The organism is Endozoicomonas sp. 4G, from assembly GCF_023822025.1.
In the GTDB taxonomy this organism is placed as follows: Bacteria; Pseudomonadota; Gammaproteobacteria; order Pseudomonadales; family Endozoicomonadaceae; genus Endozoicomonas_A.
The window spans coordinates 3,363,097-3,388,328 of the sequence record NZ_CP082909.1 but is presented as its reverse complement, the minus strand read 5'-3'; the positions used below and the strand labels follow the sequence as shown (position 1 = coordinate 3,388,328).

18 protein-coding genes and 2 tRNA genes are annotated in these 25,232 nt (G+C 47.5%); 5 read left to right on the top strand and 15 right to left on the bottom strand.

Annotated elements, in window-relative coordinates; translation table 11 throughout:
- The 5 genes from gspL (at position 1) to K7B67_RS13160 (ending at position 2,958) form a co-directional block, all read left to right on the top strand.
- A complete protein-coding gene (gene gspL, locus K7B67_RS13180; protein WP_252176321.1) occupies positions 1-1,413 on the top strand; it encodes a type II secretion system protein GspL in 1,413 nt (470 codons plus the stop codon).
- Between the two features lie 5 nt (positions 1,414-1,418).
- Positions 1,419-1,928 (top strand): type II secretion system protein M, encoded by a 510-nt coding sequence (locus K7B67_RS13175; RefSeq protein WP_252176320.1) that lies wholly within the window; start codon positions 1,419-1,421, stop codon positions 1,926-1,928.
- A 187-nt stretch (positions 1,929-2,115) separates the two neighbouring features.
- A tRNA-Val gene (locus K7B67_RS13170) sits at positions 2,116-2,191 on the top strand.
- 63 nt (positions 2,192-2,254) lie between these two features.
- Positions 2,255-2,331: transfer RNA gene (locus K7B67_RS13165), tRNA-Asp, on the top strand.
- Between the two features lie 105 nt (positions 2,332-2,436).
- Positions 2,437-2,958 carry a hypothetical protein gene (locus K7B67_RS13160; RefSeq protein WP_252176319.1) on the top strand — a complete coding sequence of 174 codons (522 nt, stop codon included), beginning with the start codon at positions 2,437-2,439 and terminating at the stop codon, positions 2,956-2,958.
- Between the two features lie 318 nt (positions 2,959-3,276).
- On the opposite strand, the gene K7B67_RS13155 is transcribed toward K7B67_RS13160, so the two are convergent.
- From K7B67_RS13155 to K7B67_RS13085, 15 genes are all read right to left on the bottom strand, one after another.
- On the bottom strand, positions 3,277-4,092 hold the full coding sequence (locus tag K7B67_RS13155; protein ID WP_252176318.1) for a hypothetical protein: 816 nt from the start codon (positions 4,090-4,092) through the stop codon (positions 3,277-3,279).
- 15 nt (positions 4,093-4,107) lie between these two features.
- The gene (locus K7B67_RS13150; protein ID WP_252176317.1) at positions 4,108-4,389 is read right to left on the bottom strand and encodes a hypothetical protein; all 282 of its coding nucleotides are present in this window, start codon (positions 4,387-4,389) and stop codon (positions 4,108-4,110) included.
- A 373-nt stretch (positions 4,390-4,762) separates the two neighbouring features.
- Positions 4,763-5,200 (bottom strand): Uma2 family endonuclease, encoded by a 438-nt coding sequence (locus K7B67_RS13145; protein ID WP_252176316.1) that lies wholly within the window; start codon positions 5,198-5,200, stop codon positions 4,763-4,765.
- 685 nt (positions 5,201-5,885) lie between these two features.
- Positions 5,886-6,572, bottom strand: a complete 687-nt coding sequence (locus tag K7B67_RS13140) for a DUF4276 family protein (protein ID WP_252176315.1) — start codon at positions 6,570-6,572, stop codon at positions 5,886-5,888.
- Positions 6,569-7,672: an AAA family ATPase gene (locus K7B67_RS13135; RefSeq protein ID WP_252176314.1), complete on the bottom strand. Its 1,104-nt coding sequence runs from the start codon at positions 7,670-7,672 to the stop codon at positions 6,569-6,571. The genes K7B67_RS13140 and K7B67_RS13135 overlap by 4 nt, the downstream gene beginning before the upstream one ends.
- A gap of 160 nt (positions 7,673-7,832) precedes the next feature.
- Complete coding sequence (locus K7B67_RS13130) at positions 7,833-8,171, bottom strand: hypothetical protein (protein WP_252176313.1); 339 nt, start codon at positions 8,169-8,171, stop codon at positions 7,833-7,835.
- Between the two features lie 61 nt (positions 8,172-8,232).
- Entirely contained in the window at positions 8,233-11,529 is a 3,297-nt protein-coding gene (locus K7B67_RS13125) for a PAS domain S-box protein (protein WP_252176312.1), read from the bottom strand.
- Positions 11,530-11,608: 79 nt separating this feature from the next.
- A complete protein-coding gene (locus K7B67_RS13120) occupies positions 11,609-16,759 on the bottom strand; it encodes a hypothetical protein (RefSeq protein WP_252176311.1) in 5,151 nt (1,716 codons plus the stop codon).
- Between the two features lie 240 nt (positions 16,760-16,999).
- Positions 17,000-18,106, bottom strand: coding sequence for a fatty acid desaturase (locus K7B67_RS13115; protein WP_252176310.1), 1,107 nt, complete (start codon positions 18,104-18,106; stop codon positions 17,000-17,002).
- Between the two features lie 184 nt (positions 18,107-18,290).
- On the bottom strand, positions 18,291-19,265 hold the full coding sequence (hutG, locus tag K7B67_RS13110) for a formimidoylglutamase (protein ID WP_252176309.1): 975 nt from the start codon (positions 19,263-19,265) through the stop codon (positions 18,291-18,293).
- Positions 19,266-19,338: 73 nt separating this feature from the next.
- Positions 19,339-20,574, bottom strand: a complete 1,236-nt coding sequence (gene hutI, locus K7B67_RS13105) for an imidazolonepropionase (protein ID WP_252176308.1) — start codon at positions 20,572-20,574, stop codon at positions 19,339-19,341.
- 46 nt (positions 20,575-20,620) lie between these two features.
- Positions 20,621-21,619, bottom strand: a complete 999-nt coding sequence (gene dgcA / locus K7B67_RS13100) for an N-acetyl-D-Glu racemase DgcA (protein WP_252176307.1) — start codon at positions 21,617-21,619, stop codon at positions 20,621-20,623.
- A complete protein-coding gene (gene dgcN, locus K7B67_RS13095; protein ID WP_252176306.1) occupies positions 21,620-22,630 on the bottom strand; it encodes an N-acetyltransferase DgcN in 1,011 nt (336 codons plus the stop codon).
- A 92-nt stretch (positions 22,631-22,722) separates the two neighbouring features.
- Positions 22,723-23,601: a LysR family transcriptional regulator gene (locus K7B67_RS13090; protein ID WP_252176305.1), complete on the bottom strand. Its 879-nt coding sequence runs from the start codon at positions 23,599-23,601 to the stop codon at positions 22,723-22,725.
- A 33-nt stretch (positions 23,602-23,634) separates the two neighbouring features.
- Positions 23,635-25,161: a Na+/H+ antiporter NhaC family protein gene (locus K7B67_RS13085; RefSeq protein ID WP_252176304.1), complete on the bottom strand. Its 1,527-nt coding sequence runs from the start codon at positions 25,159-25,161 to the stop codon at positions 23,635-23,637.
- Positions 25,162-25,232 lie beyond the last annotated feature (71 nt).

Sequence of the window (25,232 nt, the reverse complement as noted above, 5' to 3'; positions counted from 1 at the left end):
ATGAAAAACATCCTGTTAATTCGGATACCCCCACCGGTTGCCCGGGTTGAACCAGACACCCTGGTTCACTGGGCGGCTTTTGCTGGTAATGGGCAGCTCTCCGGGGATATCCATATTTCGGAACTGGGGCAAGTCAAAAATGACTGGGTTCAGTTTGTTATTCAGAAACCGGATAACAAAGAGCTGGACGAAGCCACTCTGGAAGATGACATGCCCGATCAGGTGGTCGTGCTTCTGCCTGGGACTCTGGTCATACATAAACAGTTGCCCATCAACAGTGGTCAGCGTAAGCATCTTTCAACTGCGCTGCCCTTTATGATTGAAGAAGCGCTGGCCGATGACATTGAGTCCATGCATCTGGCCAGTTACCTTCATCGTAAGAGTGATCAAGTCTCCGTTTCGGCTATTCCTCATGAACAGATGCAATCTCTATTAGCCTGTCTTGACGAGCAGGGGATTTCCGCCCAGCAGGTCATGGCTGAGCTTCAGTTTTTGCAAAGTGTGCCGCGAGAATTGAGTCTCCTTCTTGAAAACGATTGCTCTGTGCTTTCTGCTCCTGATCAAACCAGTGTTTGTCTCGACTATGAAGCACTTAAGTTTGTTTTGGACCATTGGGAAGAAAAAGCCAGTGAAGGCATTCTTCAGACAGATGAGGAGCCGGTGGCGGAAGATGCTGAGACTCTGATCAACGCCAGAATAAGATTTGCTGAAGGGCTGGTGCCACTGGCTACAGACAAGAAAGAAAAGGTAAAACAGTGGTTGGATGAAAACGGCTGGCTGGTGGAAGAAGAACCATTGACCGGTACTGTTTTTGAATATCTGGCTGAGTTGTATTTTTCTTCCATAAGATCTGCTGGATTAGTGGATCTTCGTCATGGCGCCTATCAGTGCCCAAAAAGAGCCAACCGCAGTATGCGTCGCTGGAAGCCTCTGGCTCTGGTGGCATGTATCTGGTTACTGCTGGAACTGGGCTTAAAAGTGGGTGAAGGGCTGTTGTATCAGAAGAAAGCCAGGGACTACTGGCAGGATACTGCCGCTCTTTATCTGGAAGTCTTTCCACAGGATCAACAGGTGCTTGAGGCTCAGGCCCTCTCCACTGGCAGTATTAACCTGAAAGGGCGTATGGAAAGCCGATTGAAAAATACAGGGCAAAAGGACAGTGGTGAACCCTTTTTGCCCTTGCTGCAACAGGTTTCTGCTGTCTCATCTTCTTTCCCGGATTTCAAGCTGAAGCCGGTCAGCATGGATTTCAATGAAGCTTCAGGAAAGCTGATACTGGAATTGAGAGCAGAGAGTCTCGAAGGGATTGATAAGCTTCTGGCATCGGTAAAATCATCCGGGCTGAGCGCACGTCTGGACAGTGCCAACCAGGAAAAAACGGGCGTCAGTGCTCGTATGACTATAGGCAGGTGAAGCTTATGAAACTGAACCATTTACTCGAGAGAAGTCCCCTCTGGCTGCAGCTTCAGGCTAAGTATGAGTTGATGCCGGAGAAAGACCGCAGAGCACTGCATCTCATGACGGTGTTCCTTCTGCTATCTGCAGCGTATCTATTTGTTTGGGAGCCCATCACTGATTGGAGTGAAAAGCAGCAGGAGGAGTTTACTCACCAACAATCCATTTATGAATGGATGGCAGATAATATTGATCAGGCAAAACAGGCGCAGAAGAAACAAAGATCAGCGGCTGCAAGAAAAGATCTTTCTACCATCGTATCGGGCAGTGCCAGGCAATCGGGACTGACATTAAGTCGTGTTCAACCCGACCGTAAAGGTTTAGGGATCTGGATCGAGGATGCACCCTATCAGAAACTGTTGGCCTGGATGGTTGCCTTGGATACCCGCTATGAAGTGACTATTCAGCAGGTCAAAATCGACCGTGGCAAAGAAGAAGGTCGAGTGAAAGTTTACATGCACATTGGCAACTGATTTTTCCGAATGAGAGGGTTCAACAGGGAGCCCTCATATTTCCCAATAAGCGACAGTTGTACAATTAAATGATGATGCTTTCTTTCGGCGTTTTTGCACTCAAAATCAGATCTTTTTCCCTTGACACTTTCATGTGATCTACATATTATTCGCCTCACTTCAGCGCGACGCACTGCGCAGAGAAGTTGGGTGATTAGCTCAGCTGGGAGAGCATCTGCCTTACAAGCAGAGGGTCGGCGGTTCGATCCCGTCATCACCCACCAGTTTCTCGTAAGAGATTGCGTGACCGCATACGTAGCTTGAAAGCAGTATGTGAAAAATGCAGCGGACCGGTAGTTCAGTTGGTTAGAATGCCGGCCTGTCACGCCGGAGGTCGCGGGTTCGAGTCCCGTCCGGTCCGCCATATACCAAAAACCCTGTAGACTGTCGTCTACAGGGTTTTTCTGTTTTTGCCTTACGTATAAAGTGTTTTTCTACAGACTCGTTATGTGTTTGAGCAATATAAAAAATGCCCATAGTGAAAGAAAAAGATTTTGAGCTACCATCAACCAAAAAAAACATGCGGAAAATGTTTTTCATAGTAAAGTTTCAGAGCTATATTTTCGATTTCGGAAAAATGGGTTTTATTATGTTTGGTCAGTATCGAAATATCAATGCAAAGATCTGCATCCAAAGCAATGAAAAAGTAAATTATGTTATTAAAGTATTGTCTCTTATACTATTGCTTTCACTTTCTACTTTTTCTAAACCTGATGACTATAGTTTCAATTTCGCTAGCGAAGGCTATTATTACGAGCATCATGGTTTCTATGACAGCCCGATTATATCGACTGCCATGCTAGGTTTTTCTTTTGTTATTGCTGTAGTTGGCCTTTCTATTGCGGGAATAGCAATTGTTGGGTCATCGCTAGTGATTGTTCCAGTTATTGCTATGAGTGCTTTGATATCAATAGGTGCAGTTGGATTGGCGATGGCAGTTCCTTTTCTCATTATTGCGGTGCCAATAGGCGTTGTTTTGTATTGTTTCTGAAATATCGCGCATACCAAATGTTTCCAGAGGGCGCCGCCTGCGACGCGCGGCTGAAGCAGGCGTGTGCCAGGCATGCCACTTAACTTGGATGCGCTGGTGGATACGTCGATTTCATGCAGGCCCGTTTATCTGAGTTGGCGAATTTTCCACTGCACTACCCGGCAGTGGAGCATATACGTAAGGGGTACGGTATGAGTGTATACGGTGCTCACTCTATTTATTACCAAATCCAGAATGATTATGTCCTGATTGTCCGGATTATGGGGAGACAGGATATTTCTGAAACTTTTCAGGCGTAACAACCAACCACTTCATCAGTCAGTCAGCTCCACTCCTACCATTTTTTGGTTCTTTTGAAAAGGAAACTACAGCAAATTTATCTAGATCACAGTAATCAATCTCATGACAATTAAGATCAACTCCACAATCTGTTTTATACTCGAGCCAATTCTTTGCAGCTGTGTCTAATTCAGGGAGTTTGTTACGAACCATCCTTGCAAATTCCCAGCATATGTGTCCGTAGGTTTTATCTGAAATATTTTTTGTTGCTTTGTCGTATACCCCAATAGAGTGTCTTATCGTATTAAAGATCATTGTTTGTCGTTTTGGGAATGATGCTTTAGCGTAATTTTCAGGTTGAAGCTCTTTAGTAAGATCCAACCAGTCCTTGTAGGACAATATATGTGGAATTAATACTTTGTTATCATCAGTGCGAATTAGTTTTATTTTAGATTTACTATAAAAAACTGCATTGCTAATAAAGGAGCCATCATCTGGAAAAAAAGGAATTACATCATAATTAATTGTACCTTTGAGATGATTGACATATTTTTTTCTGATACCAAGTTTAAGCTGTATTTTTTTTGTGTTTTTGATATTTGGTAATAAGCATGGGTGTTTTTTTGAAATCAAATAGCCAGATTCTTTTTCATTTAATCCTGGGAGAGCAAACCCAAAACATCTTCTGGCTACTTTTTTGGTTATATCGTCTCGGAAGAGGATTTTTTTGAATTGTTTGTAAATAAAATCATAATCATAAAAATGTACAAAATAACATTTATCTAAAAAGCAATCATTCATTAGTGCGTACTTGTCCAATAGTTGATAGTAAAGCCCATACTCTTGGCCAGTCAAAATTAAATTGAAGGGCTAATGGCTACGCTTGGCCCACACTGAAGCGGAAGTTCCATGCCCGTTATCATCCAGAACAGGCTGGTTATTCTTGATCTCAACAATGCCTAACTGGTCTTCATTACTCTTTAAGATTTTTCCAAATTGAGCATTGAAGGAGTAAGAAGCTGGAGTTTCTTTGTTAGAAAAGAAGCCGCCACCATAAGACCTGATCACTTCAGTAGTGTTAAAGTAAGTACTGTCAAAAGAGTCAATAATTGACTTCACTCGATCCAGGTTGATGTTTATTTGGTCTTTCATTGGTTGCAGCCTCCTGCTTGAGTTTGTATCTGAAAATATTAGCAGTGTGGCTAATCTGTGTAGGGTGGCTGATCATAAGAAAAGCACCGCATATCCAAAATCGTGGAGAAGGCCATGGCCACCACCAACATCTGGCAGCAGTTCAAATCACTGATCCCTGAAGGAAGCAAGGTGATAGCTACTATCCACCTATTGCTTTTGTGGGCTTTGGCTACAGCCTGATGTGACTCAGCTTAACTGGATATGCTGGTAGATATCCTCAACAGAAAACTGTGATTTTATAGAGTCGAATTCAATCAAACCGGGGGATGTCAGCTTTTTCTTGGTTATAAACTCTCCATTTACCCAGCCTTTCAGTATCACATAATGACGTTCAGAATCGACCATTAAGATACTCGCCATTACAGTGTCTCAACGCTTGCGCATACTCAGTCACCTTGTAGGTCTCATCCACGGTTCGGGTTCCATGGCTCATCACTTCAATGATCAGGCAGGCATCCTCTCCTGTCGTCTCTGTGGTCAATGGATCATTACCACAGCGGACCCACACATCAGGGTAGCGGTAACTGACCTCCTTCTGTCTCTTGACCCTTAGCCGCATATCTGATGAATACAGTTCACATCTTTCAGGCAGGTTGCCATGTAAAAGGGTCGTCAGATTCAAAGTGATCTTATTATGGTTGGCTGAACCGCTTGCCATAGCAACCACATAACCACTGTAGTACTCATGACGAATCGTTGCAGTACTCTCGTAATGCAAATACTCCTCTTCTGTTACAGTATCTATGATTTGTATTGCTTGGTGTCTCATGCGGGCTCCTATTGACGGTTTTCTATATAAAGGTCAGCTTCGGTCAGGGTCGGTTCCTGCCCTTGAAAATGGAATACTCTAGTCAGTCTTGGGTGCAGTGTGAGTCTCGATTCTTTAAAGCAACGAAAATTGTTGTATACGATATGGTTCAGTTGCATTGCCTTAATCTGCCTTATCCATGCTGATTGATTGCCAGAAGTTAATTCACTTTAGCGGGTTTTCCCCGGTATTGCATTGTTTACACATAGCCCAGATTCTCCAGGTAGGATTGCAGTTGGATGGCGGCCTACGGTGTTTTCCCAGTGTTTGGCTTGCAGATTGCAGTTGTGTTTGCACTTTTCTCACTGAATGCCTGGAACAAGCTCAATAGCTATTTCAGTGGCATGACATTTGTTCTGCCGGATGATCTTTCTTCTCAGTACCACTTCAATAACCAGCAATAACAGCAAAGACGATCAAGGATAGATCATGAAAAAGCTTTTTGTTTTTAAGTTGTTGTATTTGTTCTGCCTTAATGCATGGAGTTATAACTGTCAGGTGGATCGCTTAGAAAAGGAATCGAGAACAACCATCAGCTCCTGAATTGGCTCTCAGGGCTCGAGGTTTCACCGGATTGGTTTCATGAGGCGGTGTTAGATATTGCTTCAACCCCCGTTAGCGAATGGGGGGGGGAAATTGCACAGTCTCATTCCGTCGCTAATGCTTCGATCTGGCAGAGCCAGCCATTAAACAGTAGGCATTGCTTCCGCATTTTATCCAAACCGATTTCCAATGCAGCCAGTGTTCCCATTAATGGTTTTTCATAACCGGGTACAAGGCGTTCGATACGTTTACCAGGGGCGGTTTGTGGGCTGTTGTTGATAGCTTCGGGCGTTGCAAAGTCTTTGGCAATTTCAGCGAAAGAGTTTGCTAAATCAGGCTTATCCATCCCTTGTGCCATTTTTTTCGGATCACTAAACAGCAAAGCCTCAAACTCATACATCTGTACATAAGGAATAAACCGGCGCATGGCATCAGCTCCCAGTTTTTCGGTGAGCTTTTTCATGAGTTCCGTTTGCAACCTTTGGGCTTTATCTTCTATGGATGATTGCACGTTAAGGCTGTTTTTACCGGGAAAAGACTCCGGTAAACCGTAAAAATCGAAGAATGTGGTGCAGTAGCAAGTCCTGTCACCAGAGAGCCGTTTTTGTACATCCGGATAAAGGCGGTCAAACTTGAAATTACCGCCTTTATGCCCAGGCCTACCGATCAGAGCTGGTCTGAGATAGATACCTTTGCGTGCGAAAGGCTCAACCAGAAGATCGTTAACAAACGCCTCTTCGGTTTGCCCTTCACAAATGATATGAACATTGATTGGAGATTGAGAGTTCATTTTGATGGTCTCCCACCAAGAATGTTTTTCTCCCACAGTTCACCTACGGAGTAGTCTTCCAGCCAGCTCTCAAAATTATCCGCATCCAGTCGTTTAAAGGTGGAGGCAGCATTTTCCCGTTCCACCACGATCAGGTCATCCAGCTCAAACTCGTTAAGTAAGGGTACGGATTGGGTAGAAACAATCACCTGCATCCGTTTCGAGGCGGAGCGCAATAAGGCACCCAGCAGAGTAATGGCGTAAGGGTGCAGTCCCAACTCCGGCTCATCAATAATAATGGTGGAGGGTGGATTGGGTTGCAGTAATGCTGTCACCAAACAAATAAAACGAATGGAACCATCGGAAAGTTGACTAGGCCATAGCGGGTAGTCACTGCCAGTTTGCTTCCAAAGTAGGCGAATTTGTTCTTCGCCAGAAGATAACCGGGTTGGTTTCAGTACAAAATCATCAAAAAATGGCACGGCCAAGCGAACGGTTTTGCAAATCTGGTTGTAAACCTCTGGATTTTCCGTTTTGAGTTTAAATAGATAAGCCGCCAGGTTGGCTGCATCTGGACGGAGATACTCAGTGTCATGCACGGCACCCAAGCGTTTAACTGCTGCGGTTTCGCTGGTGTCGTGGAAATGAAAAACTTTCCAGCCAGTAATCATATCGAAGCAACGCTTGGAAACGTCAAAGGACGATTCCTTCTTACGAATAGCATCGGGTAACCGCGACTCGCGATGACCTGCACCGAAGGGAAATCGAGCGCGACCTTGAGAATCTCTAAAGCAGGATTTCTCGTCCATAAACACCAACGCATCGTCTGAGGATGCGCCAAGCTCGGCAACATAAGCGTATTGACCAAATGCGACCGCGGTATCGAGTTGCGAAGTCTCCTTCACTCCATAACTCAACACTCGATCCGCCCCACCTTGCTGACTTACCCAAACCTGCAACCGTTCTTCCACCAGCTCGTGCAGCATCCGAAAGTAACTGACAAAGTTACTCTTGCCCACACCATTGGCACCGATAAGTACATTCAGCTGGGTCAGCCGGAGATGATCCAGCTGGCGGATAGATTTGAAACCCCGGATGGTCAGCGTATCTATCTTACTCATCCGTACTCTCCCTCGCTTTTTGCTTATCCGCCAAGCTTACATGATGATCGTCAATCCGGGCACCCTCTTTTTGATATGGCCTGAACTCGGATCACAGTGGCAATTCATCGGTAATAAAAAACAGGAGAATAATTTGGGTAAAAAAGGAGGGCACCCTGGTTCAGTGCAGAGTTTCGTCATTGATACTGTGAAACCTGGCCAGCACTCTGTGCATCATTTTCATTTTCTTCATAATGCCCTGTATCTTAACTTTCTGGTTTTCCGGTTCTATGGTGAGCAGATTCTGAACTTCGTCGTTTAATTCGATGAGGTAGGGCAGGAAACGGTTAGCTGAGGCTGTGAAGCCCGAGTTCTGCTGAAAAATGGCAGCAAACTTACCTTTCTGCTCTTTTTGTAGAATGTTCAGCTGTTCATCGGCATTCAGTGCCAGAGTGTAGATGTCTTTCAGGTTGAGGATGAGTTTATCCTGAATTTCCTGAATAATGGCGGTTGAGTTCATTGGTCGCTCGATGGGTGAAATAACGGTACAGTATAGGTTAACTCAGCCGTAATTTGCATCTTCAGACGGTGCTCTTGTCAGGCTGATTCTGCAATCGCTCGTAGAACCTTTCCAGCTCATCCATATCGCAGGCTTCGGCTATTTGCAGAAGATACTGAGAATATGCCTGCATGTGTGCTTCTTTGAATTCATCTGATATGGACATTATTTCTTGTATATCACCAAACTCAATAACCCGGGAGATCTTTTTCAGTAATGCCTTCCTGTGCGTTTCATCCAGTTTTGGCAGTTTCGACATACGTGCTTTGTTGGCGGTTACTCGTGATGTTCTGATATTCAGGCTCAAAAGGCTGGCCACTACCTGCAATAGGTAGTTCACTTTGAAGGGCTTGGCCAAAACGCTATCAAATCCTTTCTTTTTGAGTTTGACTTGGATGTTAGAGCCTGTGCTGGCAGTCACAGCGATCACTTTCAGGTCTTTCAGTTCAGGATCCAGACGGATATGCCTCAGAGCTTCTATTCCATCCATTCTGGGCATTCTAATGTCCATCATCACCAGTTCTGGTTTGTGGGTTTCAAGGCAGGAAAGCGCTTCTATGCCATTACACGCTTGCAGTGTTTTGAAGCCACTCTCTTCCATGATGACTTTAAGCAGTTCGCGGTTTATTTCCAGATCATCAGCAATTAATACGGTGTAGGTGTGATCGTCAGGAAGCACCAGTTCCACCTGATCAGAAGAAAAGACATTATCGGTGTCCATTGCCGGAACTTCTTTTAATGGGATTGAGAACCGGAAGCTGCTGCCCTGGCCGAGACGGCTGGTGACCGTCAGGTCGTCTCCCATGGCTTTAACCAGATGGCGGCTAATGGCCAGACCCAATCCGGTTCCCCCTGACTTTAAGCCTTCATCCAACTGTCTGAAGGGGTCAAAGATAATGTCAAAATGGTTTGGATCAATGCCAACCCCGGTATCTTTCACTGAAAAGCAGAGCTGCTCGTCTGATGCATCAATCGCGATTTCTACAGAGCCTTCCTCTGTATATTTGATGGCATTACCCAGAAGATTGATCAAAATTTGCCTTAGTTTGACTTCATCAACTTCTATCCATTCCGGAACCCGCTCGTCAATGTCCAATATTAGCTGCAGATTTTTATACTCGGCCCTTGGGATAAACAACTCCTGAGTTTCCAGCAGCAATTGTTTGAGGTTAACCGATGCCGGGTGCAGCTCCACACCCTGAGTCTCAATTTTAGTGAGATCAAGAATATCGTTAATCAAGGTCAGCAGGTGTTGTCCGCAGCGTTCAAGAATGTCCAGCTTCAGGTGCTGTCCGGGGTTGAGTCCTCCTGATCGTTGTAAAACCTGCGCGTAGCCAATGACGCCATTCAATGGTGTTCGTAACTCATGACTCATGCACGACAGGAACAGGCTTTTTGAGCGACTGGCCGTAATTGCTTCGTCTCTCGCAGCCAGCAGAGCTTGCTGGATCTGTTTACTTTCGGTGATATCCCTAATGACAACGGATATAAGAATACCGTCGTGAGTAATCAGTGGGTTACTGGTTAACTCGGCAGGAAAGATGCGTCCATGTCGGTCAAGGGCCTGGGTTTCCTGACGAAACAGTTGTGTTTGTTTCCAGGCCTTGTTCAGCAGGGGGATGATCAAAGGATGCTCCTCTCGGGATTGAGGAGGAACAATCAGGGAAAGGGGCATATTGATCAGGTCATCCCGCTCAAAACCCAACAGTTCGATCGCCCTGGAATTGACCATGACGATAATGCCATCCGGATTCAGGATGATCATGGCGTCCGGCGCAGAATCCAGCAGAGCCTTGAATTTAAGCGTGTCGCTGACCCGTTCAGTCACATCATTGGCCAGCCCTTCAATCACCCTTTGCTGTCCGGAAGTCATGGTATTCCAGAACAGTTCAATCCTTCGCGACTCTCCCTGTTTATTCAGGATGTCCAGTTCGAACGGTTCTACTGGCTCTCCTCGCAGTACTTTTTGAAAATTGACCTGGTAGTTACAGTTACCCGGATCCCGACTCAAAAAGCGCTCTAATGGACCGGAAAACTCCTCACTACGAAAGCCCAGAACGGATTCCACCGAACGACTGATATGGACAATTTCACCGTCAGTGTTGAGTTGGAAATAAAAGTAACATCCTTTTAGTCCCTGAACGATATGCCCCATATTGTTGGCTCTGGCCTGATGCAGAGCATGGTCTCTGGCCTCAAGCCACTGAGTCAGTTTGACAAATGAACGGGCCAGGGAGCCCGCTTCATCCCTGGAATGGGTATCGGGCAGCTCCACCAGCTTATGATGCTCGATAAAGGTATCCATGCAGGATTTCAAGGTGATCAGCGGGTCAGTGATTTTTTTAGAGGCATACCAGATGCCACCCAGGATCAGGAGCAGGGAGGTCAGCATAATGGCAATGTCCAGCAGCGCTATATTAAGCACTCCCTGGAGTGCATGTTGTCGACTGACTGAGGTATAGAGCCACCACTGGGCAGAAGATACCGGGGCTCCGAAGATCCAGTATTCTTTTTGGTACTGGGGGTTGGGTAGCCAGACCCGGAAGGTCTCGGCCTGTCCGGAATCAATCCACTGTGCGATCTTATTGCCAAACCCTTCAACACCGTAAATTTCACCGGTCTGACGCAGGTTTTGATGATCAAAGCGGTTTGCCTGAACGCTGTCGCTGTACAGGTAATCACCGCTGCGGTCGACCATATTGAATTTCCAGAGGTTGATTCCAATATTGGATCCTTCAAACAGCTCGGGGTTGATGACATCGTGGACCATACGATTGATATCAACATCCAGTTTAAGCAGGTAGCCATTGTCTGGCTGGGAACTGGGGACAATAAAGCTGACCAGTCTCTTTCCGGTTTGGGGATCCTGATAGCGCTTGCTCCAGTACTTATCGGGCCTGAGAAGCTGCTGCCAGCTTTTGCCCAGTTTTGTCGGGGGGAGTGCGGGCAGCCGGGAGGGGGCTGCCTCGTTTTTATGCTGGTTGATACAGGTTGAACTTGCAGTATTTTTAGTGTCTATCCAACAGACTCTGGTCAGGAACGGGCTGGAAGCGAGAATGATGTGCAGCACCGGGTAAGTCGGGTAAGTTTCCGTTTGTAATAAATGAATCTGGGCTGTTGCCTGGGACATGATCTCCTGGGTATAGGCGTCCATGGTACGGGCAAAATGTACACTGTTATTGCGCATCTGGATCTCTATTTCGTGGGACGATTCTTTGAAAGAGGTGTAGATATGTATGGCACTCAGCAAGTTATAGAAGAGTGTAACGGGCACCACGGTAAAGAGGATGATTTTTTTTCGAATCGAGGGTTTGAGCACGCCCGACCTCAAGCAGAATTCCAACAATTTCTACAGGATAGTCAAGGAAGATAGAGGGTGGGAAAATGTTTTAATGCCACTAACTGCCAGAGGCACTATCCAGAACCAGAGTCATTATAATCACCAGCCAGTGAATCCAGTGAATCGTTTCAAGATTCGTTTCAGCTTCGGTGCGTCCCTGGCTTGGCAGCAGGTGTTCAAAGTCCACGGGCAGGTTATCCGGAAAGGTATTGGCAAGAGTCAACGGGGGCTGGGTGACAGGGGGCATCAGGTTGGTCGCGCAGGTGAAGGGTATCGATTGTGCTGCTGGCACAACAGGCTGCCAGTGATTGCCAGTGTTTATCGTACTCTGTGGGTACAATGGTGCTTGCAGGTCACCATGGAACAGCGTCAGTGTGTCTGGATCATGAAGCCATTGCATGATCTCCAATTGATCATGGCTCGGTACTGGTACAGTTCCCAAAGCCGGGATGCCAGCCGATGCCTGAATCAACATGGCTCCCAGCGGGTTTTGAGGGCTGTGAACAGCAGGGGTAACAATCATGACATTTAATGGCGTATTAGCCGCCTGAAGCAAAGGCATCAGAAGGTGTTCCAGTACGTTAGTGTCTCCCCACATGTGTTGTCCCAGTTGAATAGGCATGAGGCCGTGAAGCATCTGGAAGCCGGTCTGGCTGGGCGTGTTCATAAGGTTATCAAGAGCCTGTGCTCCCAGTCCAAGAAACAGCATATGAGACGTTAACACCGTGTCGTTCTGGTGCCATTGTCGGTCCAGATGTTGGATCAGGTCACGTATCAGGAACTCGTGTTGGGTTTGCCCTGCCAATGTCGCTAACTGGTTAATCAAATCAGCCAATAACAGACTCAGGGCAGTATTGTTGCCGGCATGAGCGATCAGCTGATTCAAGAGGGGCCAGAGTTCATTCATGCTCATGCTGTTAGGGTTATTCAGAATGTGGCGGTAGTTTATGGTCAGCTGTTCGGGGAGTTGGCTCAAGAGTTTTCTGAGCAGATTGTTGGCTCTGACAGTATCATTGGCGAGCAGTTGTCTTAGCTGGAACAGAAGATGGCTGCTTGTTGCATTGTGGTTTAAAGCCAGAAAAATAATGTTCCGAAACAGACCGCCAACAATGTGACCACGAAGGCCATGATCGGCATAAGGCATCGTTAATATCAGGTTTTTGAGCAGGGCAACAATGTGATTAATCAGTTTTCTGGCACTTTCTGGTCTCATATTCAGTAAGTGAACCAGGCTGCTATACAGGCAGAAGTGGTCTGCCTCTACCTGTTCAATTTGACACCATTGTGACTTCAAGGCATTGATCGCCTGTTGTTCTGCCCGACGCAGCTGTGTCTGTATTGTTGCCTGATGAACTCTGAGCTGTGCTAATTTTACCGGTGACAATTCACCGATTCCCTGGTGCAACAGCCCCAGCTTTTCATCAGCACTCAGGCGAAGGTTTTCCAGTTTGACCGGTTTTGTATAGGACGGTTGTGAAATCCAGGGGGGGGATGGTTGACGGCCAGGGTAAGTCGCTCTTTTGTTTTGTTTGACTCTTTTGCTCTTTTGGGTTTTGACGGGTTCGGGGAGTTTCAGGGTGAACCATTGATCGTCATTGTAAACTCTCAAGACTCTGAGGAGGTAATCGTAATTCCTGTTCTCAAGAATCCACTGATTCAAAAGTGGCAGGGGAACGGCCACTTGTTTTACCTGATTCAACTCTCCAGCCCCATCACGACTCCGGGTTGATTGGATCACAATGATTCTGGGAGCTGAGGGCGGAGGGGTGGAGTGGTGAGCGGCACCGGATATCATTTCATCAACAGAAGAGGAAAGGTCAATAATCACCAGGGGTTTTGGCTTATGACTCGGGTTTCTGTGCTCCATAACCTCCTTGATTGCCTGAATCAAAGTGTCTCTGTAGGTGTAACTTGGAAACTGCACTTTATCATGACTGGGTATCAATCGGAGTTCTCTGGCCAGATACTGGCGTTCATAAACACGGGGTTTAAAGCGCAGTCTGACGGTTTCTGGCAGAGGGTAAACAGGAGGAGGGTATACAAGGTTCAGCTTCTTTAAAGCTCCGGCCCAGTTCTGGGATTTCAGTTGGCTATAGGCTTCAGGAAAGGTGGTGGCTTCCGCCTGAACGATGTCCATAGGGTAGATGCCCCATTTGTTCATCAGGTCGGTCAGGCCTTTACGGGTAAGGGTGCCGGAAGAGTAGCCGGTTGATAGCAATTGACTGTCTGCGGTCGGCTGGGTCAGCTCAATGTGTGTTGACGGTTGGCTGATAGCATTACTGCTTCTTTTTTTTAGTTTTGTTGGTAAAGGGGAAAAGTCTGGTTCATCCATGGCCCAGTCTTTTGGCTTCTGCTCTGTGGCAGAAATTTCCTCGCCAGGAAACAAAGAAATACGGGGGTCGGATAAAACTTCCCGACTGAGTATTTCAAGCAGGGGATCGCTGGCTAACAGCCGGACTTTGTCTTCGAAAGATTGGTGTTCAAAGGCCTTGTTCAGAGTGTTTCTGATGGCGTCTGAATATCTCTGGTTGACCTGTTGGATCCATTGATCCCTTTTGAGGTTATCAAGCTGTTTCTGTTCGACTTTTGAGAGTGCTGGCTGGTGTTCGTCGACCAAATGCAGCCAGAAAAGCTGTTGTAGCTTACTGAATCCATTTTTAAAGGCTTTCAGGCTATCTTCAATGATTTCATTGGCCTTATTGGGGTGGTCATTAAACAATGTGGCAACCGGCAATGTGGCAACCGGCAATGTGGCAACCGGCGAGTCTGGCCCGGACTCAGTATGCAGGTTTTGGAGTTGACTCGAGTAAAATTGGTTGACTCTTCGAATGAGGTGGTCTCTCTCAATTCTTTTTAAGTCTTTCTCATGCTTATTTCTCTGTTCGGTTGCCTGTTCGGGTATCTTGCTGCTAACGACATGCCAGTTGAGGAGTTGACTTAATTTAGCTTCATCGAGCAATGTGCGATCGGCCGCTACTGAATTGACCAGAGTTCTCAGGGATTCGCTGGTCAACCTGCCAGACTCACTGTTTGCAGTCTCGTTGGTCTGAAGCTCAAAAAAGCGACTTTCCAGTGCATTTGAAAAAGTTTCCCGGTATTTTTTGTCGACGGTACGTAGCCACCAGTCCTGCTGATGGTCAACGGGTAGATAGAGTTGATGATTAAACCGTTCAGGCCGCATCTCTCTGGCCAGTTTTAAAAGGTAGTGGTGAAGCTTTAGTTTGAGGTTATTTTTGGAGCTACTGTTTCGGTACTGAATGATACTCTCAGCGGTAATTTCATCGGGATCAAAGAATAGGTGTTCCAGTGGCAGCTTGCTGGCATCTTCGCCTGGAGTAGAGGTTTGATGCAGGTAGTTCATATAAAGTTGGTTGAGTTCCGGATTGGATTGCCACTCATCCAACAGCATCAGGCGCGTTCGGTCCACCAGCTCCGGTATGATCTCATAAGCCATATCACCAGCGTGATAGGCAATGTTTGCCAGAGATTTAACAATCAGTTTCTTGGCATCAGGCCAGTGTTTAATCTTCTCCTGGTACGCCTGGTAGGGGTTGTAGCCCAGAATTTGGGTGAGCATTGCGGCTGCAGGGCCGCCATCGAACAGTATTTTATCGAATAATACCAGAGTGCAGGGGTGAAAATCTGTCAGGTCAGCATGAGTGAACAGGTCATGAAGGTAGAGTTTGTTTCTTTTCCACTCTCTGTGATAAGTGAAGCGGACGGCAAAGTTATCCGGTTTGGCATCACAGAAGATTCTATGGGCACTCTGTTCATTACCCATTTTTTCCAGATTGTTATAGATGGCAGTGATGATCGCGTGCAGAATACGGCTGACCGCTTCTGCGTATCCCATCTCGTACACTTCGCCTGTGCTGTCCTGGGATTTGACTGACATGGCAATGGCTTCAGGGCCAAAGTCGAGCAGGCCTTCGATGAAACTTTCGGCCAGTTCATCTTGTTTGAGTTGACGCTGAATCATATAAATGGAGTAACCCTCCCTGGCTTTGATCAGCAAGAGTCGGGTGGGCTCCAGATTGACGCCCAACTCCCTGTAAAGCTTCAGTGCGGCTTCGTGTGTGAGCAGAAAATTATCGGCGTCCCTTTTGTTCAGATAACCGGGGAAGCGTCGCAGTGCCAGTCCGGGCATAACGTTATCCAGGGTGAAAACAACGGAAAACTGACCTCTTCCGATCACCTGTGCATGAGCCTGTCCGATAGATTGGTAGTGCGAAGACACGTCTACGTTCATGCCATTGTAAACGTTAAGGAATTCACCCTGGACATTTTGTTCAAAGACCTCAAGGAATTGTTGATAGTCATCATCTGCAATTAATACCGGAGGGGAAGTACCTGATAGCTCTTTTTCGACGGGATGCTGGTCATAAAAGTGGCTGGCTGTTCTCAGGTCGTGGATGCTTTTTTCATCTTCCAGAGTCTTAAACTCTACACAGACCTCGCAGGTTGAGTTCTGACTGTTGATATAGTGGCAGAAAAATCTCTGGTTTTGATCGTGGTATGCGTTGAACATGGTTGTAACGGGAGGGGTAGCAAGCGGGGGGTTATAATGAGACACCAGAGTAAACGTTCTCCGCTTGGGGTTGGGGTCTCCAATTTGATGATCCTGCACTCTCATTCTTACGCTGAGCAATATCTCTTCATCTGCTCTGAAGGTAAAGGGGTTACCACCTGCTGACAGTTTTTTGAAAGTAGCAAGGCCTGTCCTCTCAAATAGCGGGCCACTCTCCAGAGACTGGCTCTGGTGCTCAATGCGCCAGGAAGTAAAGAATTGACTCCCCCCCCAAAATGGGCTGCGTATGAAGGGCGGGGCTTCATTAGTGTCTGGTGACATAGGTGATCTCACCAGGGGGCTGTTTATAGGGGTTGAGCTCAGTTCAGGGTCGATCAGCATATATTCTGTGTGATCTGCAGGAGAACGCAGGATATGGACTCGCCAGTATTGATTTTGGGTAACAGGGTAGTCTCTGGTTTTCTGGGCAATGTCTCCCAGTATTTTGAAGTAACGCTCATACTTTTCGACCTGTTCGATACGTTCCAGAAGGCTCTCTGAAGCAGATGAAGCGACTGACAGGCTGAGAAGAGCGACCAATATGAATATGGGATTTTTGTTCCAGTTATTACGGAACAGAAAAAGGCCGGTTAAGAGCACATAAACGGTGATCTTTTCCAGAAGAGCCACGGAGTTCGACAATAATTTAGCCAATGTATTACAGATAGTTCAGTGGTTATTTATTGATGCCTTGCCTTTAGAAAGTTTCCCTTCGGCTCTGCCATCTGATGTCGTAAGTGGTTAAACGTTCAAAAATTTATATTTATGAAGTTGACAGATTAGACCAGTCTTTTCCGAACGGGATTGTAAATGTTTATTTTTTTTATTTGTTTTAAGAGAGGAGGGTACAAGGCGGTGCCCTATACCCTGGTAGATAGGCAATCAGGTTAACAAGCCTTCACGGGCAAGCTGCCAGCGCTTTTGCTGTTCCTGCATGGATTTTTTCATTTCTTTATATTGCTTGTGAAGCTCTGAGTTCTCCCAGTTTTGTTTCAGTACCTTGGTCTTGTGCTCGACCCACTTCTGGCGAAGTTTGTTCCAATCGTGCCAGCTGCTGCTGACCAGTTCGTACTGTTCCTCCAGTTTTTGCAGGGCAATCTGGCAAGTCAATGTCTGGCTGGCGTATTTGTATTGCATATCGATTCGGGCTTTTTCAATCCGGTAATCGCTGACCCGTTTCAGTTTGCCTGTCAGACCGATTTTTGAGCAGCCGTAGATCAACCATTTGGTTGGATCAAAGTGCCACCAGCGAATACCGTTGCGATAATCATACTGAAAAATATGGTGGAAGTTGTGATAGCCCTCACCCCAGGTCACCAGAGCCAGGAAGCCGTTATCCCGGGCGGTGTTTTTATCGGTGTAAGGACGTTTACCCCAGATATGAGCCAGAGAGTTGATAAAGAAAGTAAAGTGATGGCTCAGTACCAGTCTCAGCACGCCGCCCAGCAGCAACATGGCCATCACATCGCCCATCAGGAAACCGGCCAGAGCGGGCACACCCAGGTTCATCAACAGCACCAGTGGCACATAGTATTTATGTTGCCAGACGACAATGGGGTCTCTTTGCAGGTCCTTGATATTCGAAAAATCATTGGCTTTTGGATCGTAATCACGAAGCATCCAGCCAATGTGGGAGAACCAGAATCCGCGACTGGCAGAGTAGGGGTCTTTGTCGTAGTCGTCGACAAACGCGTGGTGGCGGCGATGGCCTGATGCCCAGCTCATGATGCTGTTCTGGATCGCCATGGCGCCCCAGAGTGCAAACCAGAGACGAAGTGACCAGTGAGCTTCATAGGCTTTATGGGACCACAGGCGATGGTAGCCAGCAGTAATGGCTGTACCATTAAACGTGAGAATCAATCCGGCAACGATCCATTCATGGAGTTCAAAACCATGGGTAAAACCATACCAGGGGACAAGGGTAACCACCGCCAAAAACGTTAACGAAAAAAGCAATGTGGTTACCCAAAGACGACGGGGTTTTTCCATTGTGCACTCATATACTATCTTTCCAGGAGGCCTGATTCTCGCACAATGTTTCCACGCTGTTAAGACGTAATAGTTGCTGTGATGTTGTGTGACCTGTCATTACTCGAAAGATAAAAACCGCTATTTTTCAGGCCGTTTTCCAGACCAATGCTGGTTTTAATCCCCCAAATACCTGAACTCTGTCTTATTTTTCCGGTTGATCGGTGAGTCGGTGAATTAACCAGGCGGCCAGCCGGGCAGTGCGCAGATCATGATCAAACTCAGGGTTGTATTCGGCAATGTCCATCACCCTGACTTTCGCACACTCCTTGATGGTCTGAAGCAGGGTGGCCGTCAGATCCAGGGGGATTCCCCTGACCGCCGGAGCACTGACCCCCGGAGCCTGATAGGAAGGAAAAACATCCAGGTCAACCGTTAAATAAACGTGATCCACCATCGAGGTAAAACACGTCAGCTCTTCGATCAGAAAGTCGAGATTGTCTTTATTAACCTGATCATCGGTGACATAAGCCACATTAAGCTCGTCGGCCCTTTCGAACAGTGCCTGGGTGTTACTGCTGCGGCTGACCCCGAGACACATATAGTGAAAATCAAGATTCTGATGTTCGCAGAACTGGGCTATCTGCCAGAAGGGGGTTCCGGAACTGGCACCTTTCTCTGGCTTTCTCAGATCAAAGTGGGCATCAAAATTGATCACGCCAATATTCAGTCCCTTGGGGGTCTTGTGATCGTGGGTATGAAAGTCTGCCAGTCCTTTAAAGCTGGCCCAGGCTATTTCGTGTCCACCACCGAGGCCGACCGGCAGCATACCTTCCTTAAGGGCTTTCAACAGTGTTTGGCTGTATTGGTTTTGGGCGCTTTCCAGGTCACCATCCTGGCAGTGGACGTTGCCCAGGTCATAAAGTTCATCGTCCCGGTTCCAGGGCAGGTTGGCGAGGCATTTTCGAATCAGGTCAGGGCCTTTGGCAGCACCCACCCGGCCATGATTACGCCTGACACCTTCATCGCAGGCCAGTCCTAACAGAGCCAGGCCGCTGGAGCCTGTGTGTTCTGAGTAGGGTTTGATTTTCTGGTGCCAGCGTTGTGTCTGCTGTGGGTCGCCATCGAGGTCTACCCGACCGTTCCAGGTATTGGGTTCTACAGGTGTTAACTCAGACATGGGAAATGGGCACTCTTAATCGTGTGAATTAATCGTGTGAATTAATCGTGTGAATTAATCGTGTGAAAGGGCGTCATCTGACTTCACCGTTATAAAGCGTGAGCGAAGGATGCTCTCCGGTGAGGCAGGCTGCCAGTGCCGCCGGGCTGTTAACGGGCCACAGTGTCAGATCAGCGGCGTAGCCTGTTTTAATCATGCCGGTATGGTGATGCAACCCCAGGGCCCTGGCTGAGTGTCGGGTGACACCGGCCAGGGCTTCTGAGGGGGTTAAACCAAACAGGGTACAAGCCATATTCATCATCAGTCGCAGCGACGTAAAAGGTGAGGTTCCGGGGTTCAGGTCGGTGGCCAGCGCCATGGGGATACCCGACGCCCGTAGTTTTTCAACCGGAGGGAGCTGAGATTCTTTCAGAAAATAAAAAGCCCCTGGCAATAATGTAGCAACTGTGGCGCTGTTCTCCAGTGCTTTCACACCTTCTTCACTGAGGTACTCAAGGTGATCCACTGAAAGAGCGTCGTAAGCCGTTGCCAGCTGGGTACCCTGACTATCAGACAGTTGTTCTCCATGCAGTTTGATACCAAGCCCCAGGGATTGGGCACGCTGGAACACTTTTTCAGTCTGCGACAGATTAAAGCCAATGGTTTCGCAAAATACGTCGACGGCGGTTGCCAGGCCTTCTTCAGCAATGACCGGCAACATGTCTTCACAGACCACTTCGATATAACGATCCGGCTGACCGGCAAACTCCGGTGGCAGCGCGTGTGCTCCTAAAAACGTTTTTTCGATTCTCACCGGGTATTGCTGTTCCAGTTCCCTGGCTGCTCTCAGTATTTTCAGCTCTGTCTCAAGATTCAGACCGTAGCCGGACTTGATCTCCAGTGTGGTGACACCTTCGCTGAGCAGTGCTTCCAGTCGTGGGCGGGATTGTTCGATTAACTCATCCAGACTGCACCGGCGAGTGGCATTGACCGTCGACATAATTCCACCACCCTCTCTGGCAATGTCGCTGTAACTTTTGCCTTCAAGGCGTTGTTCAAACTCGGTAGCGCGATTGCCGCCATAGATCAGGTGGGTATGGCAGTCGATCAGCCCTGGCATTAACCATTGGCCCTGGCCGTGGATGAGGGTTTTCGGTTGCAGACTGATCGGCAGCTCCGTCAATGCCCCAAGCCATTGGATGACGCCCTGGTCAATGGCAACGGCACCGTCTGGAATTTCGCCGTAGCTGCCCGTTCCCCCGGAAGGATCCATGGTGGCGATATGAACATGGGTGATCAGTAGATCGCAGGGACCTGTTATTTTTGTCATGGCACGTTTCCGGGAGGCTTCAGTTTATTATGGTTGCCACTTTAATTTAATTCGCCCCACCCCACAAATCAGGATTCAAAGCCGACATAACCCCCTTGTTAATAGCGAACCCGTGTTCTCTATCCTGCGCCACTAAAAGCGGGCCGTCCAGATCAACATATTGGGCATCAGAGGCCAGCAGGAAGGCCGGTGCCATGGCTAAGGAACTGCCCACCATGCAACCCACCATGATGTCCAGGCCGAGATCCTTTGCCTCTTTGCTCAGGGCAATGGCCTCTGTTAAACCCCCTGTTTTATCCAGCTTGATGTTGATCGCCTGATAGCGGCCTGATAAATACTCTAAATCTTTACGGGTATGGCAGGATTCATCGGCACACAGTGCGATTGGCAGTTCCAGTCCCAGTAGTTCTGAATCCTCACCGGCTTTCAAAGGCTGCTCAATCAGCGTTACATTCGATTTTGCCAAAACGTCGGCATTCTCAACCAGCTGTTCAATGGACCAGGCTTCGTTGGCATCGACAATAATGTCGCTGCCAGGTGAGGCTTGATGAATTGCCTGAATTTTTGCCGCAATGTCTTGATTATCCAGTTTGACTTTAATTAACGGCGCATTATCCAAGGCTTTTGCTGCGGCTGCCATGGCTTCAGGGGTGTCGATACTAAGCGTTTGTGCTGTGATGCAGTCAGCAGGTTCTTCAAGGTTTGCCAATGCTGCCACTGAACGCTGAGCTAATTTGGCTTTCAGGTCCCAAAAGGCACAGTCAAGGGCATTCCTGGCAGAGCCCGCGCTCATTGAGGCCAGCAAGGTTTGTAAATCGATACCTGCATTGAGCTGGTTGTGGACATTGTGCAACTGTCTGATAACCGATTCAATGGTCTCATTGTATCGATTGTACGGCACTGATTCTGCGCGACCGACTTTCCCGGCACAACTGAGCGTCACTTCAATCACTTCGGCTTTGGTTTTAGCGCCCCGTGAAATACGAAATACCTGTGCGAGGGGAAAGTCTGACTGCTTATAATGTAACGAGATTTTCGACAACATTTAAAGAAACTCTTTATACAAATAGTGAACGATTTCGTCACAGCCATCCCGTACCGGATCGACACAGGGTAAAGACAATGCTTTGCTGACTTGGTCACAGTAGGCGCGACCTTCTTCAACACTGACAGACGACGTATTAACGGTAATGCCGACAACTTTGACATCAGGGTTGGTCAGTTTGGCTGCGGCGACATTTAATTCTATAGTTTCTTCCAGGCTCGGAAACGCCGTGTGTGGCAAGCCTCTCATATGAGAGCGATTTAATGCGTGGCATATCACCAGTGCATCAGGCTGACTGCCGTGTAACAGCCCCATGCTGACTCCCGCGAAAGCCGGGTGTGATAAAGAACCCTGGCCTTCTACGATATCCCAGTGAGCCTCCCTGTTATCAGGAGACAGTGTTTCTGTTGCACCCGAGATAAAGTCAGAAACAACACAGTCAATAGCAACGCCCTGTCCAGCGATTAAGATGCCACACTGGCCAGTAGCCCTGAAGTCAACATCCATGCCATGTTGTTTCATGGCGCGCTCTAAACTGAGCGATGTATACATTTTACCGACAGAGCAGTCGGTACCAACAGTCAGTAGTCGTTTGCCACTTCGGGGAAGGCCGGTGCCGGTTTTGAATACGGATTCCGGGTGACGAATATCCAACAGTTGAACCTTGTGCTGTTTCGCCGCTTCAGCCAGTTGCGGGACGCTGGTCAACTTATCGTGTAAGCCACTGACAACATCCATGCCTTTCGATATGGCTTCTAAAATGATGGGGTGCCATCTGGTTTCCAATACGCCGCCACTGTTGGCAAAGCCCAATACAAACGTTTTGGCTCCTTTGTCTACGGCTTCCTCAATAGACATCCGGGGCAGCCCGGTGGTCACTGTACACCCGTCAGCGTTCATTTCACCGACACACAGCTCTGGTCTCCAGTCGGCTGCACCTTTAGCCATTTTTATCGAAAGTTCGTCGGTGGCATCACCCACAAAGAGTAAATACGGAGCCGTGATTTGCATTGAGAACACTCTGCTTTGAAAGTAAGTAACTGTTTCAGCATAGGGCGTTCGGGCAGCTATGAACATTAACCTGTTTTGTCAGGGTTATAGTCTCAGGTTATTGCTTGATTAAAACATGACATAAAGTCAGTAGCAGCGACAGAAAGCGGCTTACTCTCGAGGTGCACCAGGCTAACGTCAAACGCCATGCCGGGAGAAAGTGAGGCATAACTTACGTTTTCTGATAAGTTGGCACTGGCTGTGTACTTGTCAACGATACAGACTCCTGACCCCCAGGCAACCATTCGTGCGGCAATAAAGTAGGTTTGCACTTTTATGGTGGAGTGTATCTGAACAGCGTTTTCATGCATTCTGGTCCACAGTAAATCACCGAGAGGCCCACTATCACCGATATCAATAAAAGGTAAGTGTTTTAAGTCAGCCAATGTCAGTGAGTCAGGCGCTTCTGGAAAAAGCGGCTTGGGGTACATCACCACCATTTCAGAACTGGCACAATGATGCTCTATCACGCCTGCCATTGTGTTTGGTGAAAACAAGACGACGAAATCACACTGTCGCTCCAGAAGCGATTGCATAACATCGTTGTTGTCTATGGTTTGAATGTCGACATTAACGTTCGGATGTTCTTTTTGGAACGAAGTGATGGCCTTTGGCACCACTTCAAAACCAAGGGCAGGAGTCACGCCAATGCTAATCGTTCCAAAGCCTGCCGTCCTGATGTTTTCCGCGGTATTTTTAACAGAACGCATCTGTTGATACATTTTATCCACTTCACTGAACAGGATTTCTGCTTCTCTGGTAGGGATTAATCGTCCTTTTACCCTTTCAAAAAGCGCAAAGCCCAGCTGTTGTTCAGCGTGAGAAAGCACTTTACTGACAGATGGCTGAGACACGTGCAATATCTTGGCTGCATTGGTGATAGAGCCCGTCGTGTAGATGGCATGAAATACTTCGATATGACGCAGTCGCATAACGTATTTTCCCAGTCATCGAAAAAATGCATATTATACAAAAAAGTAAGCGACAGCTGTCCATAAGCAGGCCGCTAACGAAGCAGCAAATATTGCAGGAATGATCTGAGACTTGACATGATCCATCAGGTCGCACCCTGTGGTCATTGAGCTGAGTATGGTTGTGTCGGATATGGGGGAGCATTGATCGCCGAACACACTACCATTCAGCACTGTGGCAAAACAGATCATCATAAACAGCTCTGGATTGGCTACTGACTGTGATTGGGCAATGGCCCAGGCAAGGGGCATGGCGAGAGGGAAGGTGATGGCATAGGTTCCCCAGCTGGTACCCGTTGAAAAAGCAATCAACATGGTAATCAGCTGTAAAATCACCGGCAATAACCAAAAAGTCAGTCGCTCACCGAGTAGCGACACGACATACAGCCCTCCGCCAATCTCCTTGCTGATACTGCCAATGGTCATTGCCAGCATCAGGATGACCGATGCTAACACGACACCTTTTAAGCCATCACCAAAACCTTCGACGACATCGGCTAATGACATGCCTTTGGCCATGGCAATAGCAGCAGACAACAACAAAGCGGTGCCAAAGGCCCAGTTCACTTTTGGAGTACCTGAATAAACGAACGTTAAGACCGCGATAGCAATCAGGCTGACCAAAGGAATAATGAATTCCAGAACATGCGGGCTGTAATGATCGGGGACCTTGGTCGTTTGTAATTCTGAGGCGCCCAGCGGCCTTGCGCCTTTAGCGTCCAACTCACCTGTTGTCAGTACTCTTTTATGTGCCTGTTTTATGAGCTTCCCGGACAGGCAGGTAATATTCAGCGACAGTAAAAGGGTTCCAGTGACCGCAAAAATACTATAAAAGCTGAAGGGCACGCTGCTAAAGAAAAAATTTAAACGATCCGCTTCCGTTGCCAGAAATGATACGCCAGGTACAAAAATTAAGCCCTGAATGTACAAAGGCCATGCGTTGAATGCCAGTACCGAAGCAACAGGAGAAGCGGTTGAGTCGACAATGTAACTCATTTCTTCATGGCTGACTTTGGCTTTGTCAGCAATCGGACGTACTGTGGTGCCTACCAGCACCGTACTGATGGTTCCCCCCTGGAAAAAGAAAATACCCAGTAACCATGCGACCAATTTTGCTGAACGTTGGCCTTTTACAAAGTGTTGAGTCATAAACTTGGCAAACGCCTGCGCAGCACCGGTTTTAGACCAGACCCCCAGAAGGCCACCAAGCAGCCATAAATACAGCAATAATATGGTGGCAGAGCCTTCTTTTGCCAAGTTGGGAATCAGCACTTTGTCCGTTAAGTCGTATCGGCCAAGCATAAAGGCCCCAATAACGATGCCGCCCAGCAAGGCAGTTAATGGCTCTCTGGTGAACAGGCATAAGGCTATCGTGATTAAGCCGGGAAGCAGTGACCAGATGCCGTAATGCGATACGGGCTTGAGTAGTTCGAGATGACCTGCATATTGGTGGTGAACACTAACAGCGGCCAATATCCCCGACACAAAGATGATCAGTGCAAAGAAGTTATGATTCTTCATTGATATACCTTTCTGTAGCTAAAGGATTGCAACGAAAAGAACGCAGATGGGTTCAGTGAATAACTGCAACA

Coding starts and splice junctions, on each gene's coding strand:
- K7B67_RS13085 (WP_252176304.1), bottom strand. CDS start 25,161: ATGAAGAATCATAACTTCTTTGCACTGATCATCTTTGTGTCGGGGATA.
- K7B67_RS13130 (WP_252176313.1), bottom strand. CDS start 8,171: ATGAACTCAACCGCCATTATTCAGGAAATTCAGGATAAACTCATCCTC.
- dgcN (WP_252176306.1), bottom strand. CDS start 22,630: ATGCAAATCACGGCTCCGTATTTACTCTTTGTGGGTGATGCCACCGAC.
- K7B67_RS13115 (WP_252176310.1), bottom strand. CDS start 18,106: ATGGAAAAACCCCGTCGTCTTTGGGTAACCACATTGCTTTTTTCGTTA.
- K7B67_RS13090 (WP_252176305.1), bottom strand. CDS start 23,601: ATGCGACTGCGTCATATCGAAGTATTTCATGCCATCTACACGACGGGC.
- K7B67_RS13135 (WP_252176314.1), bottom strand. CDS start 7,672: ATGAGTAAGATAGATACGCTGACCATCCGGGGTTTCAAATCTATCCGC.
- K7B67_RS13175 (WP_252176320.1), top strand. CDS start 1,419: ATGAAACTGAACCATTTACTCGAGAGAAGTCCCCTCTGGCTGCAGCTT.
- hutG (WP_252176309.1), bottom strand. CDS start 19,265: ATGTCTGAGTTAACACCTGTAGAACCCAATACCTGGAACGGTCGGGTA.
- gspL (WP_252176321.1), top strand. CDS start 1: ATGAAAAACATCCTGTTAATTCGGATACCCCCACCGGTTGCCCGGGTT.
- hutI (WP_252176308.1), bottom strand. CDS start 20,574: ATGACAAAAATAACAGGTCCCTGCGATCTACTGATCACCCATGTTCAT.
- dgcA (WP_252176307.1), bottom strand. CDS start 21,619: ATGTTGTCGAAAATCTCGTTACATTATAAGCAGTCAGACTTTCCCCTC.
- K7B67_RS13150 (WP_252176317.1), bottom strand. CDS start 4,389: ATGAAAGACCAAATAAACATCAACCTGGATCGAGTGAAGTCAATTATT.
- K7B67_RS13140 (WP_252176315.1), bottom strand. CDS start 6,572: ATGAACTCTCAATCTCCAATCAATGTTCATATCATTTGTGAAGGGCAA.
- K7B67_RS13145 (WP_252176316.1), bottom strand. CDS start 5,200: ATGAGACACCAAGCAATACAAATCATAGATACTGTAACAGAAGAGGAG.
- K7B67_RS13160 (WP_252176319.1), top strand. CDS start 2,437: ATGCCCATAGTGAAAGAAAAAGATTTTGAGCTACCATCAACCAAAAAA.